This is a genomic window from Roseivirga seohaensis, assembly GCF_001592945.1.
In the GTDB taxonomy this organism is placed as follows: Bacteria; Bacteroidota; Bacteroidia; order Cytophagales; family Cyclobacteriaceae; genus Roseivirga; species Roseivirga seohaensis.
Window position 1 is genome coordinate 554,454 of the sequence record NZ_LRPB01000023.1, and the last position, 18,291, is coordinate 572,744.

The window sequence follows — 18,291 nt, forward strand, 5'->3', positions numbered from 1 at the left end:
ACGAGTCAATTTAACAAATCATTATATTATGCAGCTAGCGACACTCGATTGGATTATCATCCTCGGTTTTTTTGTCATTTTTTTGTTAATCGGCCTTAAAGTATCAAAAAAGGCAGGTACGAGCTCAAAAGAATTTTTTCTATCGGGAAGAAATATGCCTTGGTGGTTATTGGGAATTTCAATGGTGGCCACCACTTTTTCTGCCGATACACCAAATTTGGTAACAGATATTGTTCGTCAGAACGGTGTGGCGGGTAACTGGGTATGGTGGGCTTTTCTGGTCACGGGTATGCTCACCGTTTTTGTGTATGCCAAGCTTTGGAGGAAATCAGGCGTACTTACCGATTTAGAGTTTTACGAAACACGCTATAGCGGAAAAGAGGCAGCCTTCTTAAGGGGCTTCCGTGCTATTTATTTAGGCGTTTTCTTCAATGTGATGATTATGGCTTCGGTTTCCTTGGCTGCTATTAAGATTGGGGAAATCATGTTTGGTTTAGAACCTTGGAAAACCATGCTTTACGCTTCGGTAATTACTGTGGCCTATAGCTCGATGGGCGGATTAAGGGGCGTTATTCTCACCGATTTCTTACAGTTTTTAGTCGCCATGGTAGGTTCCATAGCCGCAGCAGTTTACATCATTAACTTGCCTGAAGTAGGTGGTTTAACAGAGCTTTTGGCCAATCCAAATGTTACGCCAAAACTGGATCTGATTCCTGACTTCAATAATAGAGAATTGTTTATTACGCTTCTAGTCATTCCGCTGGCTGTGCAGTGGTGGAGCGTTTGGTATCCAGGTGCCGAACCTGGTGGAGGTGGCTACATTGCCCAACGTATGCTTTCGGCCAAAGATGAAAAAAATGCAGTTTCGGCTACTTTGCTTTTCAACATTACCCATTACGCTTTGCGCCCTTGGCCATGGATTTTGATCGCGTTGGCTTCGTTGGTAGTCTACCCTGATTTGGAGTCTATCAGATCCGCTTTCCCGAATATTTCTGAAGGAAAAATGGGCCACGATTTAGGTTATTCAGCGATGTTACTCACTTTACCTAAAGGGCTTTTGGGAATTGTTATTGCTTCATTAATTGCGGCCTTTATGTCCACCATTTCAACGCACCTCAACTGGGGTTCTTCTTATGTGGCCTATGATTTCTATCAAAGATTTGTGAAGCCAGAAGCAAGTGAAAAAGAATTGGTGAATATTGGAAGAATATCTACCGTGCTTTTAATGGTTTTTGCCGCTTTGTTTGCTTTGGTACTTACCAGTGCCTATGATGCCTTCCAAATTCTACTTAAAGTAGGTGCAGGAACAGGTGCCGTATTCTTGCTTCGTTGGTTCTGGTGGAGGGTAAATGCTTATTCTGAAATTACGGCCATGGTTGTTTCATTCATTATGGCATTACTTTTTTATGAAAAAACAGGCCCAGATTTTATGCTTGCCATACCTGGTGATTACCAATTATTGTGGAGTGTAGGCATAACCACCATAGCTTGGGTAGGGGTTACCTTGCTTACCAAGCCAACTGACTACCAGAGATTGGCTACCTTCTTTAATTCTGTAAAACCTTACGGTATTGGCTGGAATGGCTTCAAAAAAATAGCTCAAAAAGAAGGTATTCAATTAGAAAGCCATGTTGGTCGCTTTAGCATTGACCTGATTGCAATGTTCCTCGGAATAATCATTGTTTACAGTGCGCTATTTGGTGTAGGCATGCTGCTCTATGGTAATATTTCAACCGCGGTGATTCTGCTCTCTGTTACATTAGTGAGTGTTTTACTCTTATTACGAACTTGGAAGAAATTGACATTCTAAACTTAGGTGAAAAGCCGATTTACGGCCGAAACTGTTCGTTATAGAAAACAAAAAAGGGGCATTTAGCCCCTTTTTCAATTCACTAATATCTTTTACTGAAACCTATATCTTAGTGTGTTTTGTTTTCCTTTTGAGTCAAGAATATCAATCTGTATTCTTCCAGAATAACGTTCAAGGTAGTTTGCTACAGCCGCTGGGTCTCCTGCCCACCTTTGGTTAATGGCCACAATAATATCTCCCTCCTTAAGGTCGCTCAACTTTCTCATAAAGCCGGTATCCTTATTAATTTTGGTGATCTTCACTCCGTATTTCAGGCCGTTCTTTTCTAATTCCGCTTGAGTTAATTTTCTCATTTCGGCACCCAGAAAATCCGAGAAGTGAATGTCGTCTTCACTAAGGGCAGATTGGCTATTTAGAATATCGGTGTTCCCTAATATGTTTTCTAAAGTAACATAAGTTTGGCCTACACGCTGGTTTCTTCTGTACTCTACCAACACCTTATCGCCTGGCGACATGTAAGTGAGTAGTTCATCAAAGGTAGATTTGCTATTGATGTGCTTTCCGTTTAAAGTAAGTATCACATCACCCGCCTCGAGCCCAGCTTTATCTGCTGCACTTTCTCTTCTAATCGACTGAATGAATACTCCTTTTAGGTCTTTCAGATTTTCTCTCTTGGCTAATTCTTCATTAATTTCCGCTACATCGGCACCAGTATATGCTTTTTGTACATACTTGTACTTTTTCAAATCTTCTACCGCTTTCACTACAATGTCGGAAGGCACGGCAAAACCATAGCCTGCGTAAGAGCCTGTTCTGGAAATGATTGAAGAGTTAATTCCTACCAGTTCGCCATCGGTATTTACCAGAGCTCCACCGCTGTTTCCGGGGTTAATGGCGGCATCGGTTTGAATATAAAGTTCAAGCGGGAAGTTTTCTCTTAATGCGGCTGTTTCGCTGCCAATAGCACTTACAATTCCGGCTGTTACTGTAGAGGTTAGGTTGAATGGATTACCCACTGCTAAAACCCAGTCTCCAATTCTCACATCCGAACTTTTTCCCAGTTCAATTGCTGGTAAGTTTTTCGCATCAATTTTTAGTACAGCTAAATCAAGACTAGGGTCGGTGCCCACTAGTGTTGCACGATAGGTTCTTTTTTCGTGCATTACCTCTATTTCATCTGCGCCTTCAATCACATGATTGTTAGTGATAATGTATCCATCTTTAGAGTAGATCACGCCTGAGCCTGAGCCAATGGCCACTTCGGAACTAGCGCCTTCGCGTCCATAAATGTAGTCGAAGAAAGACATGCTCCTTCTGTTACGCTGTAAGTTCTTAATGTATACCACACTGCGGATGGATTTATCGGCAGCGGTCCTAAAATCTGCTGGAGTTTCAAACGGCCGAACGGTTGATTCATTATCCGCTCGGTCAGTCGTATAGCTGGCTTGCCTAATATTGGCCGGTACTTCTCGTATAATCTCATTCACTTGAGCAGGGCTCAAAAACTGTTGGAAAACAAAGGCTCCGGCCAGTCCGGCTACAAAAGCCAGAAGAATAATCTTAGCTGCGCTTTTCATATCTGTATGCTAATAATTGTTTTATCTAAATTCGAAAGAAATAGGAGGAAGTCGTTCAGAGACTTTACCTCGCAATATTCAAACATACGTAACAGAGATATTGTTGGTAATCTGTGCATTGTTAATTAAGGTTAAAAGTTAAATGGACGCATGGAGATTGTCAACTTTTAATGATTCCGACACCTCAAAAACATATTTTTGCTAAAGGCAAAGGCACATTAAGTGGGTAGCAATTTTGTTTGTATAGAAACGTCATATTTTGCAAAGAACTTTCTCATTTGGAGGCCTTTGAAAAAGACCTAAATTTGCAGCTTCAAAAAATGAATTCTTACTCAGGTCATCGGATTTTGTGTAGTATTCGAAAAACGCTGAAAGTAAAATGATTGTCGCGCGATGCTTTCAGAAAGTAGATTAAATCGCAGGGCAAGTAAGGCGAATAAAATAATTGATTTCGCCTTTCAAACTACCGTAAACTTGCAGATGCACTTTTACATTATCTGAAATAGTTAAGCAATACGTGGAAGAAATTAAGAAGAAGCACATTGCCATTTTGGGCTCCACTGGCTCTATCGGCACGCAGGCCTTAGAGGTAATTCAAGCCAATCCAGATCGTTTTCAGGTGGAAGTGCTTACCGCACAAAACAACTGCGATTTACTGATTGAACAGGCCATTACCTTCAAACCGAATGCGGTGGTCATTGGTAATGATAATCATTACGACAAAGTTTTTGACGCTTTAGACCGACTCGATATTAAGGTTTATGCTGGCGAAAATGCTCTTTCTTCGGTAGTGCAAATGGACAGCATTGATTTGGTGCTTACCGCTTTGGTGGGTTATGCGGGTTTAAGACCAACTATTAAAGCCATTGAAAGCGGAAAGCCAATTGCTTTGGCCAATAAAGAAACCCTGGTGGTGGCTGGTGAACTGATTACTGCTTTGGCCGAAGAGTATGGCGTGAACATTTATCCCGTAGACTCTGAGCATTCGGCTATTTTCCAATGCTTGGTGGGGGAATTCCATAACCCAATCGAAAAAATTATACTTACTGCTTCTGGTGGTCCGTTCCGTGGAAAGGATACCAACTTTCTTAAAACAGTAACCAAAGAACAAGCCCTGAAACACCCCAACTGGGACATGGGCGCAAAAATCACAATCGATTCGGCTTCTTTGATGAACAAAGGATTGGAAGTGATTGAAGCCAAATGGCTCTTCAACCTAAAGCAAGAGCAGATTGAAGTCATTGTGCATCCGCAATCAATTATTCATTCGATTGTGCAGTTTGAAGACGGTAGCATGAAAGCACAAATGGGTTTGCCCGACATGAAGCTGCCGATTCAATTTGCCATGACTTATCCTGAAAGAATCAAAACCGACTTTCCAAGGTTCGATTTCTTGAATTATCCTGCACTTACTTTTGAGCAGGCCGATACAAAGACTTTCCGTAACTTGGCACTGGCATATGAGGCCCTTAAACAAGGCGGAAACATGGCTTGTATATTGAATGCTGCCAATGAGGTGGCGGTAGAGAAATTCCTTAAAGATGAAATCAGCTTCTTAGGAATGTCCGATGTAGTTGAAGCTTGTATGCAAAAAGTATCCTTTGTTAAAAAGCCAACGTATGAGGACTATGTCTTTACAGACGAGGAGACGAGAAAAATAGCATTTGAACACATAATTTAATTAATGGAAACTATAGTACAGATTGCTCAGCTATTGCTGGCCCTATCAATTCTGGTAGGAATTCACGAAGCAGGCCATATGCTTGCCGCTCGTTTTTTTGGAATGAAAGTGGAGAAATTCTTCATTGGCTTTCCTCCAAAAGTGTTCAGTTTTAAAAAGGGAGATACAGAATACGGTTTAGGTGCTATTCCATTGGGTGGCTTTGTTAAAATATCTGGGATGATCGATGAATCTATGGATAAGGAGCAAATGAAACAAGAGCCACAACCATGGGAATTCCGTTCTAAACCAGCTTGGCAGCGTTTAATCGTAATGTTAGGTGGAATTATCGTAAACGTAATCGCAGGTATTATTGCCTTTGTAATTCTTACTTACAATCAAGGAGAAGCTTATATTCCAGCCAAATTTTCAAAAGAATATGGTGTAGTTGCTGGTGAAATTGCTCAAGAAGTAGGTTTCCAAACTGGCGACAAGGTAATCATGGTAAACGGTGCTGATTACGACCGTTTTGGCGACATCACCAGTGGTGAAACGCTACTTACTACCGATGGCTACTGGACAGTAGAGCGTAACGGACAGCAGCTTGATATTCCAATTCCGAAAGGCTTTTTGAACAATTTGAGCGATGAAGAATTTCAATCTAAATTCTTAGAACCACGAAGACCTGTAGTAGTGGCTGATTTACAAGAAGGGTTTGATATTCCATTACAAGAGGGAGATAAAATACTGAAAGCCAACGGTGTTGAAGTTCAATATTTTGACCAGTTGAGGTCTGAGATGGCAAACTATGCAGGTCAAAATGTGGCTTTCTTAATTGAGAGAAATGGTCAGGAAGTGACGGTGAATCTTGATGTAAACCAGGATACTCAAATAGGTATTGCTTTGGCGCCAGCCTACGAAATAAGCGAATATACTTTAGCCGAAGCCATTCCTAGAGGTACCTCAAAAGCATTTGGTGCGGTAATTCTTAATGCCAAGGCCATGGGAAAAATGTTCAAGTTCAATGGCGAAATGTCTGCCAGAAATATGAGTGGCCCAATCGGTATTGTAAACATGTTCCCTAAAACTTGGGACTGGAATGCATTCTGGGGAATTACAGGCTTTATTTCAATGGTATTGGCCTTTATGAACTTATTGCCAATTCCGGCTTTGGACGGTGGACACGTAATGTTCCTGCTTTTCGAAATGGTATCGGGCAAAGCGCCTTCAGATCAATTTCTTGAAAACGCCCAAAAAGTAGGAATGGTTATTCTCCTTTTACTAATGGTATTTGTATTCGGAAATGATATTCTAAAGCTTTTCGGAATTTAGACTGAACCAAAAATTTTAATAAAGAAGGTGCTTGAAAAGGCACCTTTTTTTGTTTTTACACCTAGACGAAAACTTTTAGAATAAGCCAAGTTTTGCTAAACGATTTACTTTAATTGAGCGTTATAAAACCTCAGTAACAATTTTTGCACCTCGTCAATTCAAGAAAAATAATAGCTGAATCGATTTTTGTATCTTTGGTAAAACCTTGAAGAATGAATTTTGAAGCCCGAAAAATAGAATTTGTTCAGGAGTTCTTAAAACTTCAAAGTGAGGAGGCGGTTTCTCGTCTTGAAAATATATTGAAAAAGGAGAAGAGTACTTTAGACAATCTAGGACTTGAGTCAATGACTGAAGGTGAGTTGAACAAACGAGTTGACCAATCAGAGGCTGATTTTGAAAACAATCGATTTAAAAGCAGTTCAGAACTTTTAGCTAAATATGAATAATGATTTTGAAAATTATTTGGTCTTAATTTGCTGAAAATCAACTGGATGAGATTTATAATTACTACGAAAAGAAGGCAAGTCCAAGTATTGCAAAAAAACTTGTGAAGGAGATTATCAGCGAACCTGAAAAGTTGATAAAAGCACCATTCATAGGACAAGAAGAAGAGTTGCTTAAGCAGCGAAAAATTGGATATAGATATTTAGTTTTCAAAAACTATAAGCTGATTTATTCAGTGGACACAGAAAACGGTTTTATAAAAATTGCAGACGTTTTTGATACTCGACAAAACCCACCGAAACTAAAAAGAATCAAATAGAATTAGTTGCCAATCGAGTAGACGATCTTGAGTCAATAGTAGTTAATCTCTCCCGAACCTCACCCTCGATTGTATAGAGGATGCCACACCAACTCACTTTCAAACCGATAACTCAATCCGTGAATTATAATGCTTTTGGGCCTTGCTAATTCCCACCCTCTTCCTGCGCTTCTCTATAAATTTCAAAATCTACCCTGCGGTTAAGGGTTTGGCTTTTAGGGCTTTCATCCTGCACTCAGGCATAATTAGTCTTCTACCAACAACCAAACCATCAATCAAAGTGTTTTTATAATACGTCTAAATTATTTATATTTGTACGTATATTAAAAAGATTGCTATGGATACAAAATTGACTTTAAAGCTTGACAAACAAGTAATCGACAAAGCAAAGGCATATGCTTCATCTCAAAAGAGAAGTCTCTCTCGCTTGATTGAATCTTACTTAAAAACACTAATTGATACGGAAGACGCCTTCTCACAAGACAATATTAAGATATCTCCCTTTGTGAAAAGCATTCAAACTGGAGTTAAAATACCTGCCGATTTAGATTATAAAAAAGCCTACGGTGACCACCTCGCAGAGAAGTACAAATGAAAGACAGACTATTTCTAGACACTAATATCGTAATCGATTTACTGGGCGAGCGTGCATCTTTCTACGAATCTGCGGCAAAAATTGCAACGCTTGCAGACAAAGGGAAAGTACATATTATCGTCTCCGCTTTAACTTACTCAACAGTGTATTACCTTCTCTCCAGATATGAGGACAATGAGGTCGTAAAAGAGAAAATGAGAAAACTTAAAGTCATTGCTGAAACTTCAGATTTAACAGACAAAATTATTGACCAAGGACTTTCTTCAAAGTTTGCTGATTTTGAAGATGCTCTACAATACTATTGTGCAGTAAAAACCGAGTGTAATATACTCATTACCCGAAATGGGAAAGATTTTAAAGCGTCAGAAATTTCCGTTTTGACTCCAGATGAATATTTGAAGAGCAGAAAAATAAAGCCTTAGTAAATGAATTTAGAAGCTCAGAAAACAGGTAATATGAAGAGTTCTTTAAGCGAGGAGAAGCTTTCTCGTCATGAAAAAACATTGAAAAAGGAAAGGGATTTTTCCAGCAAACGAGAACTTGAACCAATGGCTCAAGTTGAATTGAACAAACGAATTGACCAATCAGAATCTGATTTTTCAAAACAATCGATTTAAAAGCAGTTCAGATCTTCTAGCCAAATACAAATTATTCAAAACCCTCCCATCCTCGATTGTATCGAGGATGCCGTTGAAGTCGGTTTCAAACCGATAACTCACTGAGCGAATCCGAATACTTTTAGGCCTTGTTAATTTCCTTCCTCCTGCGCCTCTCTATAAATTTCAAACTCTACCCTGCGGTTGACTGCGCGGTCTTCGTCCGTTTTTTCTTCTTTAACAATGGGGCGTTGGCTTCCGTAGCCAATGGCATTAATGCGTTCACTATTTACACCGCCATCCACAATCCAGTTTTTAATCGATTGGGCTCTTTGTTGGGAAAGGGCAAGATTTAAAACGGCATCGCCACTAGAATCGGTATGGCCAGATACATTCAGTTTGAATGATGGATGATCAATTAGAAAGTCCACCACTTTCTTCAGGTCACTCTCCATTTCTGGAAGTATGTTTGACTTCCCATTTTCAAACTCTAGAGAGGCAAATTCAATTTTACTGGCCACACGTTCTACAATGCCTTCATATTCGGTATCGCCATCTAGGAAAAACATTTTTTCTAGGCGGAAAAAATCATCTCCTTGAATCACCACCAAATAATTTCTTTGGTTGATAAGGTCGAATTCAAAAGTGCCGTCTTCACGGGCAAATTTAGGGGCCACTTCTACCCCTTCATCCAAATCGATGATGGAAACCACCATATTTTGAGGAATCTTTCCTGTTACGCTCTGAATTTTTCCCATAAATCGGGTAGTGGCCAAAGGTTGCCCGCCCATGGGTAATGGAAAAGAAAAGAGATCCAGATTTTTCATGCTTTTTTCCTCTGAGCGAGAGTAAAAAATATCTTTAGAAGCTTTATCGATGGTAAAGTAAAACTCCGTTCCAGGGCCATTTACCAAAGGTCCAATATTGATCGGTTCCGAAAAATTGATTCCTACTTTGTAAGCTTTATAGATGTCGTAATCCCCAAAATTCAATAAATGACCATTACTACTAAAGTACAGCACATTGTGTTCGGGGTGATAAAAAGGGCTTACTTCATTCTGACGCGTGTTTACAATGGGGCCTAAATTCTGGGGTTGCGCCCACTTGTTTTGTGAGTCTTTATAAGTGTAATATAAATCGGCCAAGCCGAATCCACCCTGACGGTCAGATGAAAAATAGAGCGTGTCTTCAGTAGGTGAAAGCGTAGGGTGCGAGTCCCAGCCTTTGGAGTTGATCAATTCTCCCATGTTTTTAGGTTCTGTCCAAATAGTATCGCCCTGAAAAACGGAGGTGTACAAATCACAATTCCCAAAACTATCGGGGGCATCGCAGCGTGAGAAGAAAATGGTATTTCCATCCTTGGTCATTGCAGCCGAACCTTCGTTGTATTTGCTATTGATTGCTTCAAAAGGTTTGGCTTCGCCCCAGCCATTTTCGGTACTTTGGGCTATAAAAATATCTTCATTACTAATTACTTTAATGCCTTCATTATGGGCATTTCTTTTGGAAGTGAACAGTAAAATTTCATCGCCTTTGGCTACGCTAGGTGCATAATCTTCCATTAAAGAGTTGATTTTATTTCCCATGGAGGTCAGTACGCCACGTGGTGGAATAAGTGTATCTACCTGCCTGCGGTACTCCACCAACTCATAATAATACTCCAACGGAACGTAGTATTCCATCTTATTGAGGTTGATGGAATCATACCGCGCTAGTACGTCTTCAATCGGAAGCCCCCTTCGATGATGTTTTAGTACAAGGCTGTACAGTGGTCTCGCTTGGTCTACCGTACCAAATACCTCCGTCAGTTTGGCTAGTCTCCACAAATAATAGGTTTGATAAGCAAAGTTTTGAATTCCGAAATTGGAGACATACTCTTTTAATTCAGGATATAGCTCCTTCCAGTTCTTTTCCTTATCGAGTTTATCTATTCTTTTAAGCTGTTTATCGTTGGTGTAAAGCCCAACCTTGTTTATATTTCTAAAGATGATGTCCGTAATTTCAACAGATACCGAATCGGAATTCAATTCTACGAGCTCGGCTTTCTTATTGTCTTTCTTTTTTTTGAAAAACTGTCCATGTACTGTAGAGTTACAGTATAACAGTACGACCGCAATGAGTAGTATCGGTCTCATTCTTTTCAAGTGTTTTAGTCTCTTTTTAGTAAAAGATACATCAAATTACGTGTTTTTCAGTGCAATTAAAAAACCGTTCATGACACATTGCCGTTTGGCACACGGCTTGCAATTTAGGTCGTCCAAATTTATTTAAGCACAAACGTGTCAATCTGGCACTTTATATATGAAAATTAATAACCAAATGTTCGGATCCATGATAGCCAGCGATATCGATGACGATGAAGCAGGCGATCTTATTCAGGTAATTGGGGGCGAAGATGACGAAGAGTTAAACGAAGCCAACCAACCAGATGAATTGCCGATTTTGGCGGTACGCAATACAGTATTATTTCCAGGAGTACTCATTCCTATTACTGTTGGTCGCCAAAAGTCGATTAAGGTGGTGAAGAATGCATACAAAGGAAACCGTCTTGTGGGGGTTCTTACCCAAGAAAACCCAAAAATAGACGACCCTACCCAAAAGGATCTTTTCAGAATAGGAACAGCCGCCAAGATTGTAAAAATGTTGGTGTTGCCTGATGGAAATACCACCATCATTATTCAAGGTAAAAGCAGGTTTGAGGTAGAAGAATATACTTCTGAAGCACCTTATATGAAGGCCAAGGTGAAGTATTTACCGGAAAACTTCCCGAAAAGACTGAGTAAAGAAGTAAAGGCTATTTTACAGTCGGTTAGAGATGCGGCAAATAAAATCATGTCGCTTAATCCTGAAATTCCGAAGGAAGCACAGGTGGCCTTGGACAATATAGATAAGACCAGTTTCTTGATTCATTTCCTTTGCAGTAACATCAATACGGAGGCCAAGGAAAAGCAAAAGCTTTTAGAAATCAATGATGGTATTGAGCGTGCAACGGCTTTGCTTCAGTACATGCTGAAAGAGGTGCAATTGCTTGAACTTAAGCATGAAATTCATAGCAGAGTTCATTCAGACATAGATCAGCAACAACGCGATTATTTCTTGCGTCAGCAAATGAAAGTGTTGCAAGATGAACTGGGAGAAGACGGCCCAGAGCGTGAAGTGGAAGCCCTCAGAAAGAAAGGGGAAAGTAAAAACTGGCCAGAAAAAGTCGGTACGCACTTCAATAAAGAGTTGGACAAAATTCTTCGGATGAACCCAATGGCAGCGGAATACCCAATTTCCATGAATTATGCCGAATTGATGACCGATTTGCCTTGGGGAGAATACTCTGAGGATAACTTAGACCTAAAGCGAGCTAAGAAAATTTTGGACAAAGATCACTTTGGTTTAGAGAAAGTAAAGGATAGAATTCTCGAATACTTGGCCGTACTTAAGTTGAAAAACGATTTGAAGGGGCCAATTCTTTGCCTTTACGGCCCTCCAGGTGTAGGTAAAACCTCTTTGGGAAGAAGTATAGCCAAGGCCTTGAACCGTCAGTATGTCAGAATGTCTTTAGGCGGAATTCATGATGAAGCTGAAATTCGTGGGCACCGTAAAACTTATGTGGGCGCCATGCCGGGCAAGGTGATCCAAAACATTAAAAAATCGAAAACTTCGAACCCAGTATTTGTACTGGACGAAATAGATAAGGTAAACTCAAATTTCCGTGGCGATCCATCTTCAGCTTTGCTAGAGGTGCTCGACCCTGAGCAAAATGCAGAGTTTACCGACAACTACTTAGAGGTGGAGTACGACCTTTCTAAGGTATTGTTTGTAGCCACGGCCAATTCTTTAGACACTATACAGCCTGCCTTGCGCGACAGAATGGAGATCATTGAGGTGTCGGGTTATACGGTTGAAGAAAAAATGGAGATCGCTAAAAGACACCTTGTTCCGAAGCAAAAAGAGGAACATGGCTTGAAGTCTACGGATTTAGTTTTCGATAAAAAGTCGCTTCAGAAAATAATCGATGAATATACCCGCGAATCGGGCGTTCGAAATTTGGAAAGAAAGATTGGTTCTGTGGTTAGAAGTGCCGCTAAATCAATTGCTTTAGAAGAAGAATATCCTAAGAAAGTGACCTCTGAATACATTGAAAAAGTACTTGGCGGCCCTGTTTTCGACAAGGAAACTTACGATAACAACGATTTAGCTGGTGTAGTTACGGGCTTGGCTTGGACCTCCGTTGGCGGTGAAATTCTTTTCATCGAAACTAATTTGAGTCGAGGTAAAGGAAAATTGACACTTTCGGGTCAGTTGGGTGATGTAATGAAAGAATCAGCCGTAGCTGCACTTTCTTACTTGAAGTCTGAAGCACATAAATACGATATCGACTACCGCGTTTTCGATAAATACGATTTGCATATACATGTGCCTGCGGGTGCTGTACCTAAAGATGGCCCTTCTGCAGGTATTACCATGCTCACTGCCATTACTTCGGTATTTACGCAGCGTAAGGTGAAGAACAAACTGGCGATGACAGGCGAAATCACATTGCGTGGTAGAGTGTTGCCGGTGGGCGGAATCAAGGAAAAAATTCTTGCTGCGCGAAGAGCTGGTATCAAAGAATTGATTTTGAGCAAAAAGAATGAAAAAGACATTCTAGAAATTGACGAACGATATACCAAAGGCCTCAGCATTCATTATGTTGAAACAGCCGAGGAGGTGTTAGAATTGGCATTAATGAAGCAAAAAGTAGCCAATGCTATTGATCTAGTAGTAGAAGACTAAAATTCAAACTATTTTAAGGGGAAGAACTTCGGTTCTCCCCAATTAATCCCGAGGTATTGAAGCAAATTGTCCGTAGTGTTTTGGTTGCTGGGCTTTTCATTCCCCAACTATTGACTGCCCAATTGGGTGGGCAAAGGGCATTTGAATTTCTAAACCTCCCGAATAGTGCTCGCCAAGCGGCTTTAGGTGGTGTAAATCTTACCTCTGGCTGGAGTGACCCTGGCATGTTGGCTTCCAACCCCGCATTACTGAATGGCGATTGGCATAACCAACTGGTGATCGACAGGCTGGGCTATTTTGCCGATATCGCTCAAACTTCCGTTTCTTATGCCCGAAACATTGAAAAAGCTGGGCTTTGGGCAGCCAACCTAACTTATCTGAACTACGGCACCATTGAAGGCTATGATGAAAACGGTTTTCTCAATGGCGATTTCAAAGCATCCGAATTCGTTTTTGGCTTAAGTCATTCCATGGCCTTTGGCCCTTTTCAAGCAGGTTCTACCTTAAAAATTGCCGCTTCGGATTTAGGTTCGTATAAAGCTTCTGCATTACTCTTCGATTTTGGAGGCACCTTTAAACATCCAGAAAAAGACTTAACCGTAGGTTTAGCGGTTAAAAATTTAGGCGTGTTATTAAGCGACTATACGGAAGACAATCAAAGCGAATTGCCTTTAGATGTTCAGTTAGGGGTGACCTACAAACCTGAGTTTATGCCCTTTCGGTTTTCGCTTACAGCCAGAAATTTAAATCGTTCCGATGTCGTTTTTTTCGACCCAAAAGCTAATACACTCGTTGGTGCTACAGAAAAGGAACCGGGCTTTAGTGAAGAGGTGTTTAGAAGATTGGTCTTCGGCACTGAATTACTCTTGAGTGACAATTTTCAATTGCGCTTTGGATATAACCATTTGTTAAGAAAAGAGCTTAAACAAGAAGCCGCATCGGGAGGCGCTGGCTTTTCATTTGGGCTGATGTTTAAAGTAAAAAGATTTGAATTTTCTTATGCCAGAGCACTTTATCACTCGGCAGGAGGAAGCAACACCATACAATTGACCACCAATTTGAGTGGAATAGTAAAGAAAAAAAACTAAGATGTTAGACGCGAAATATTTAACCCCAAGGCAAATTGTTGCCGAATTAGATAAGTACATTATTGGCCAAGCGGACGCCAAGAAAAACGTGGCCATTGCTCTTCGAAATCGTTGGAGAAGAATGCACGTGAAGCCAGAGATGCAGCGCGAAATTGCTCCAAACAATATTCTTATGATTGGGGCTACTGGTGTGGGTAAAACAGAAATTGCCCGAAGACTGGCTAAAATTGCGGACGCTCCTTTCACTAAAGTGGAAGCTTCTAAATTCACCGAAGTAGGTTACGTTGGGCGTGATGTAGAAAGCATGGTGCGCGACTTGGTAGAGCAATCTGTGAACTTGGTGCGCCAGTCCAAGAAAGAAGAAGTAAAAGGCAGGGCTGAACAGGCGGTTGAAGATGTAATTCTTGACGCATTGATTCCCCCAATCAAAAATACACGCCCTTCGGCTACTGTGGTTGAAAACGGAGAAGAGCCCGAAAAAATGTCGGATGCAGAACTGAATGAAAGAACCCGTGAACGTTTCCGTGAAAAAATTCGCTCTGGCGAAATTGACGACCGAAAAATAGAAATCAGTATTACCACTTCTGGCGGTGGCATGGGCATGGTAGGTGGCGGCATGGACGAAGTTTCCATGATGAACCTTCAGGACATGTTGAGTAATGTGATGCCCAAGAAATCGAAAAAGCGCAAGGTGACCATTGGCGAAGCAAAAAAGCTGCTTTTAGATGAAGAAAGCGCCAAGCTTATCGATATGGATGAAGTAAAAGAAGAGGCTATTCGCAAAGCAGAGAATACGGGCATCATCTTTATTGATGAAATTGATAAAGTAGCAGGCAGCTCTAAAAAAGGAGGAGGCGGCCCCGATGTAAGTCGCGAGGGCGTGCAGCGCGACCTTTTACCTATTGTGGAAGGAAGCTCTGTGAACACGAAGCACGGCATTATCAATACCGACCATATTCTGTTTATTGCTGCGGGGGCTTTTCATGTGGCCAAACCTTCGGATTTGATTCCTGAGTTGCAAGGTCGTTTCCCTATCCGTGTGGAATTGAACAGCCTTACGCGAGACGATTTCTATCGAATTTTGAAAGAGCCAAAAAATGCCCTTACAAAGCAGTACGAGGCATTGATGAATTCTGAAGATGTATCTTTAGAATATACCGATGAGGCCTTAATGGAATTGGCCGACATTGCTTTCAAGGTAAACGAAGAGGTAGAAAACATTGGTGCCAGACGTTTGTACACAGTGATGAGCAAACTGCTCAACGATATCCTTTTCGATATTCCAGAGAAAATCCCGAACAATGCTAAGGTGGTCGTAACCAAAGAATTGGTGCAAGAAAGACTCGCTGGCTTGGTACAAAGCAAAGACTTGAGCGAGTTTATGCTATAATGCTTGAAGATAAACTTTCCAAAAGTTATTGATTAAACAGTCTGCTAACGAATATTTTACTCATACTGAATGAGTAAAACTTTTGGAAAGTTCAGAGATCACTAATTTTGAATAACTAATTTCGCCCCAAAATAGAAGCACATGAAACTCTGGCAAAAGGAAACCCGCGTATCTGAAATTGTAGAACGATTTACCGTTGGTCGCGACCTGGAGTTTGATATCTATTTAGCGCCTTATGATGTGCTGGGTTCTTTGGCCCATACCGAAATGTTGGCCAGCATTGGCTTGCTAACAATGGAAGAAAAAGAAGCCATTCATGTGGAGCTTAAAAATATTTTCAAGTCCATTCAAACAGGTGAGTTTTCGATTGAAGCAGGTGTGGAAGACATTCATTCTCAAGTGGAATTTATCCTTACCGAACGACTAGGCGATGTAGGAAAGAAAATCCATAGTGGCCGTTCGCGCAACGACCAAGTTTTGGTAGACATGAAGCTTTTTATGCGTTCCGAAATCAAGGCTTTGGTAGAGGGCACAAATACGCTTTTCGATCGCTTGATGCACTTGAGCGACCAGCACAAAAACATTTTAAAGCCGGGCTATACGCACATGCAAGTGGCCATGCCGTCCTCTTTTGGACTTTGGTTTGGTGCTTATGCCGAAAGCCTTGTGGATGATCTATACGCCTTAGAAGCGGCTTATAAAGTGGTGAACAAAAACCCGCTGGGTTCTGGTGCTGGCTTTGGCTCTTCTTTCCCTTTAAATAGAAAAATGACTACGGAGCTTTTGGGCTTCGAAGACCTGAATTATAACGTGGTGTATGCCATGATGGGCCGAGGCAAAGCCGAACGTTCATTGGCGACTGGAATGGCAGCTGTGGCGGCTACTTTGGGCAAATTCGCCATGGATGTATGCCTTTACATGGGCTCCGATTTCGGCTTTATTGGTTTCCCCGATGAACTGACCACGGGTTCTAGCATTATGCCACATAAAAAGAACCCTGACGTTTTCGAACTGATGCGTGGCAAATGCAATAAACTACAGGCGGCACCTAATGATATCGCCATGATGTGCACCAATTTGCCTGTGGGCTATCACCGCGAAATGCAGCTGATCAAGGAAGTGATTTTCCCTGCCATTCAAGATTTAAAAGATTGCCTTTTCATGGCTGATTTTATGTTGGAGAAAATCACGATTAACGATCAACTCATTCAGCAAGACAAATACAATTACCTGTTTACGGTAGAAGAAGTAAATCGCTTAGTGCTTTCTGGCGTTCCATTCAGAGATGCGTATAAGCAAGTAGGCATGGCCATTGAACGAGGCGAATTTAAGCCCGAACGAAGCGTAAACCATAGCCACGAAGGCAGCATTGGCCAATTGAATCATGCAGAAATTAAAGCCATGATGAACAAAGCCACCGCCAATTTCAATTTTACTAAATGGGAAAAGGCTTTTGAGGGGCTAGTAGGTTAAAATAGTTTAGGGTTTAAAGTTCAAGGTTTGATGGCCTTATCGAACGGGTTTGTAAATCTCCCAAAGGCTCTCATTCCGTTCCTCTTGATGATTGAGCCTCGTTTCAAAAGATCGATAAATAATCAGTTTATTCCTTTTGAGCTCCTTAATTTCTATAAACCCACCAAACACACCATCACTTAACCTTTCTTCTTTGTCACTGTTTAGTTGAATAATGGTGTTATTGAACTGTATACTCCATTTACCCTCATCTAATACTCTTGACTCACGGTATATTTTGTATGCTCCAGTTTCTTCAAATTTCAGAGTTAGAGAATGGTTGTCAATATCTTCTTGAGAGATGAATAGTGTGCTGTCTATTTCATTATGCAACTCTTCAAATTCTATAAAATATTGATTAAGCATTGCCTCGAAGCCAGAATCTTTCGATTTGGGAATTATCTCTTTTTCAATTCTCCAAGCCTGTCTTGTGAGGTTTTCAATATCCTTACTTTGTTTGTGGGCTGATTTCTTTTTCCACTTTTTAGCCTGAACATGGAATTCTTTCCCCTTTTCCCAATAACTAAATTGAATATGATCGTTCTTGAAGTCAGTTATTAAAAAGTTACCTAATTCATTAACTGAAGAGTAGATAAATTCCATCTTTAGTATTACTGCCTCTTCTTTTTTGGTAATGTACCATAGAATTGGATCATCCTTAATTGACAAGGCATGTGCCGTTTTTGCAATATGAAGATACTCTGGCCTTACCAGTGCAGAGTCTTCTAAAATATTTGAAAAATCGATATCAAGATTATAAGTCCCATATCTTGTTTGAATATCAAACGACCATACTTCACCAATAAAACTCTCTATAACTTCATTGATGTTTTTTCGAAGATCGAAAGCTGGTAGTGGAATATAAGTGATAATCAAGCTAGGGTCAAAAGACAAGACCAACCGCTCTCTCTCAAGTTCTAATAGGGCAACTTTAACAACCTCATCAGTATCAAATTCAATATTGATACTGTCATTTAACATTTCATAACTAAACGCCCTATCTTCAAAACCAATAACGCCTTTCTTATTTTCAAAAGTTATGAAATAGAGATCCTCCTGAGAAGTTGTGTCTCCCTCATAATTGGTTGATAATACTGGCATCCAAGTTTTCAATAGTTCCTTGGGAATATCTTGGGCTATAACTCCAATGGATGTGCACAATAAAAGAGATAGAGTGAATAACCTTTTCATCAGCTTCAAT

General features: G+C 40.6%; 15 protein-coding genes. 12 read left to right on the forward strand and 3 right to left on the reverse strand.

The window, feature by feature from the left end:
* The first annotated feature begins 28 nt into the window (after nucleotides 1-28).
* Nucleotides 29-1,810 carry a sodium:solute symporter family protein gene (locus AWW67_RS08800; protein ID WP_062301198.1) on the forward strand — a complete coding sequence of 594 codons (1,782 nt, stop codon included), beginning with the start codon at nucleotides 29-31 and terminating at the stop codon, nucleotides 1,808-1,810.
* A gap of 92 nt (nucleotides 1,811-1,902) precedes the next feature.
* On the opposite strand, the gene AWW67_RS08805 is transcribed toward AWW67_RS08800, so the two are convergent.
* Entirely contained in the window at nucleotides 1,903-3,387 is a 1,485-nt protein-coding gene (locus tag AWW67_RS08805; RefSeq protein WP_062301200.1) for a trypsin-like peptidase domain-containing protein, read from the reverse strand.
* A gap of 517 nt (nucleotides 3,388-3,904) precedes the next feature.
* On the opposite strand from AWW67_RS08805, the gene AWW67_RS08810 reads away from it, so the two are divergent.
* The 7 genes from AWW67_RS08810 (at nucleotide 3,905) to AWW67_RS08840 (ending at nucleotide 8,354) form a co-directional block, all read left to right on the forward strand.
* The gene (locus tag AWW67_RS08810) at nucleotides 3,905-5,068 is read left to right on the forward strand and encodes a 1-deoxy-D-xylulose-5-phosphate reductoisomerase (RefSeq protein ID WP_062301202.1); all 1,164 of its coding nucleotides are present in this window, start codon (nucleotides 3,905-3,907) and stop codon (nucleotides 5,066-5,068) included.
* Between the two features lie 3 nt (nucleotides 5,069-5,071).
* Nucleotides 5,072-6,379 (forward strand): RIP metalloprotease RseP, encoded by a 1,308-nt coding sequence (gene rseP, locus AWW67_RS08815; RefSeq protein ID WP_062301203.1) that lies wholly within the window; start codon nucleotides 5,072-5,074, stop codon nucleotides 6,377-6,379.
* 212 nt (nucleotides 6,380-6,591) lie between these two features.
* A complete protein-coding gene (locus AWW67_RS08820) occupies nucleotides 6,592-6,825 on the forward strand; it encodes a hypothetical protein (protein WP_062301205.1) in 234 nt (77 codons plus the stop codon).
* A gap of 41 nt (nucleotides 6,826-6,866) precedes the next feature.
* Complete coding sequence (locus tag AWW67_RS08825; RefSeq protein ID WP_071387081.1) at nucleotides 6,867-7,142, forward strand: type II toxin-antitoxin system RelE/ParE family toxin; 276 nt, start codon at nucleotides 6,867-6,869, stop codon at nucleotides 7,140-7,142.
* Between the two features lie 337 nt (nucleotides 7,143-7,479).
* On the forward strand, nucleotides 7,480-7,737 hold the full coding sequence (locus tag AWW67_RS08830; protein WP_062301207.1) for a DUF6364 family protein: 258 nt from the start codon (nucleotides 7,480-7,482) through the stop codon (nucleotides 7,735-7,737).
* Nucleotides 7,734-8,159: a type II toxin-antitoxin system VapC family toxin gene (locus AWW67_RS08835; protein WP_053223432.1), complete on the forward strand. Its 426-nt coding sequence runs from the start codon at nucleotides 7,734-7,736 to the stop codon at nucleotides 8,157-8,159. The genes AWW67_RS08830 and AWW67_RS08835 overlap by 4 nt, the downstream gene beginning before the upstream one ends.
* Nucleotides 8,160-8,162: 3 nt before the next feature.
* Complete coding sequence (locus AWW67_RS08840) at nucleotides 8,163-8,354, forward strand: hypothetical protein (protein ID WP_062301209.1); 192 nt, start codon at nucleotides 8,163-8,165, stop codon at nucleotides 8,352-8,354.
* Nucleotides 8,355-8,485: 131 nt separating this feature from the next.
* Here AWW67_RS08840 and AWW67_RS08845 read toward each other — a convergent pair whose 3' ends face one another.
* Nucleotides 8,486-10,468, reverse strand: a complete 1,983-nt coding sequence (locus AWW67_RS08845; protein WP_062301211.1) for an OmpA family protein — start codon at nucleotides 10,466-10,468, stop codon at nucleotides 8,486-8,488.
* 166 nt (nucleotides 10,469-10,634) lie between these two features.
* On the opposite strand from AWW67_RS08845, the gene lon reads away from it, so the two are divergent.
* The 4 genes from lon to argH all read left to right on the forward strand — a co-directional run bounded on the left by lon (nucleotide 10,635) and on the right by argH (nucleotide 17,051).
* Nucleotides 10,635-13,100 (forward strand): endopeptidase La, encoded by a 2,466-nt coding sequence (gene lon, locus AWW67_RS08850; protein ID WP_062301212.1) that lies wholly within the window; start codon nucleotides 10,635-10,637, stop codon nucleotides 13,098-13,100.
* Nucleotides 13,101-13,156: 56 nt separating this feature from the next.
* Nucleotides 13,157-14,188: a type IX secretion system protein PorQ gene (gene porQ / locus AWW67_RS08855; protein WP_062301214.1), complete on the forward strand. Its 1,032-nt coding sequence runs from the start codon at nucleotides 13,157-13,159 to the stop codon at nucleotides 14,186-14,188.
* Nucleotide 14,189: 1 nt separating this feature from the next.
* Nucleotides 14,190-15,578, forward strand: coding sequence for an ATP-dependent protease ATPase subunit HslU (hslU, locus tag AWW67_RS08860; protein ID WP_053223427.1), 1,389 nt, complete (start codon nucleotides 14,190-14,192; stop codon nucleotides 15,576-15,578).
* A gap of 141 nt (nucleotides 15,579-15,719) precedes the next feature.
* Nucleotides 15,720-17,051: an argininosuccinate lyase gene (gene argH / locus AWW67_RS08865; RefSeq protein WP_062301216.1), complete on the forward strand. Its 1,332-nt coding sequence runs from the start codon at nucleotides 15,720-15,722 to the stop codon at nucleotides 17,049-17,051.
* A 36-nt stretch (nucleotides 17,052-17,087) separates the two neighbouring features.
* Here the strand turns inward: argH and AWW67_RS08870 are convergent, their stop codons facing one another.
* The gene (locus AWW67_RS08870) at nucleotides 17,088-18,281 is read right to left on the reverse strand and encodes a hypothetical protein (RefSeq protein ID WP_141655418.1); all 1,194 of its coding nucleotides are present in this window, start codon (nucleotides 18,279-18,281) and stop codon (nucleotides 17,088-17,090) included.
* Nucleotides 18,282-18,291 lie beyond the last annotated feature (10 nt).

Excerpts from the sequence above, each read along its gene's own strand:
- AWW67_RS08800 (WP_062301198.1), top strand. The coding sequence starts at position 29 with ATGCAGCTAGCGACACTCGATTGGATTATCATCCTCGGTTTTTTTGTC.
- AWW67_RS08805 (WP_062301200.1), bottom strand. The coding sequence starts at position 3,387 with ATGAAAAGCGCAGCTAAGATTATTCTTCTGGCTTTTGTAGCCGGACTG.
- rseP (WP_062301203.1), top strand. The coding sequence starts at position 5,072 with ATGGAAACTATAGTACAGATTGCTCAGCTATTGCTGGCCCTATCAATT.
- AWW67_RS08820 (WP_062301205.1), top strand. The coding sequence starts at position 6,592 with ATGAATTTTGAAGCCCGAAAAATAGAATTTGTTCAGGAGTTCTTAAAA.
- AWW67_RS08830 (WP_062301207.1), top strand. The coding sequence starts at position 7,480 with ATGGATACAAAATTGACTTTAAAGCTTGACAAACAAGTAATCGACAAA.
- AWW67_RS08835 (WP_053223432.1), top strand. The coding sequence starts at position 7,734 with ATGAAAGACAGACTATTTCTAGACACTAATATCGTAATCGATTTACTG.
- AWW67_RS08840 (WP_062301209.1), top strand. The coding sequence starts at position 8,163 with ATGAATTTAGAAGCTCAGAAAACAGGTAATATGAAGAGTTCTTTAAGC.
- AWW67_RS08845 (WP_062301211.1), bottom strand. The coding sequence starts at position 10,468 with ATGAGACCGATACTACTCATTGCGGTCGTACTGTTATACTGTAACTCT.
- lon (WP_062301212.1), top strand. The coding sequence starts at position 10,635 with ATGAAAATTAATAACCAAATGTTCGGATCCATGATAGCCAGCGATATC.
- hslU (WP_053223427.1), top strand. The coding sequence starts at position 14,190 with ATGTTAGACGCGAAATATTTAACCCCAAGGCAAATTGTTGCCGAATTA.
- argH (WP_062301216.1), top strand. The coding sequence starts at position 15,720 with ATGAAACTCTGGCAAAAGGAAACCCGCGTATCTGAAATTGTAGAACGA.
- AWW67_RS08870 (WP_141655418.1), bottom strand. The coding sequence starts at position 18,281 with ATGAAAAGGTTATTCACTCTATCTCTTTTATTGTGCACATCCATTGGA.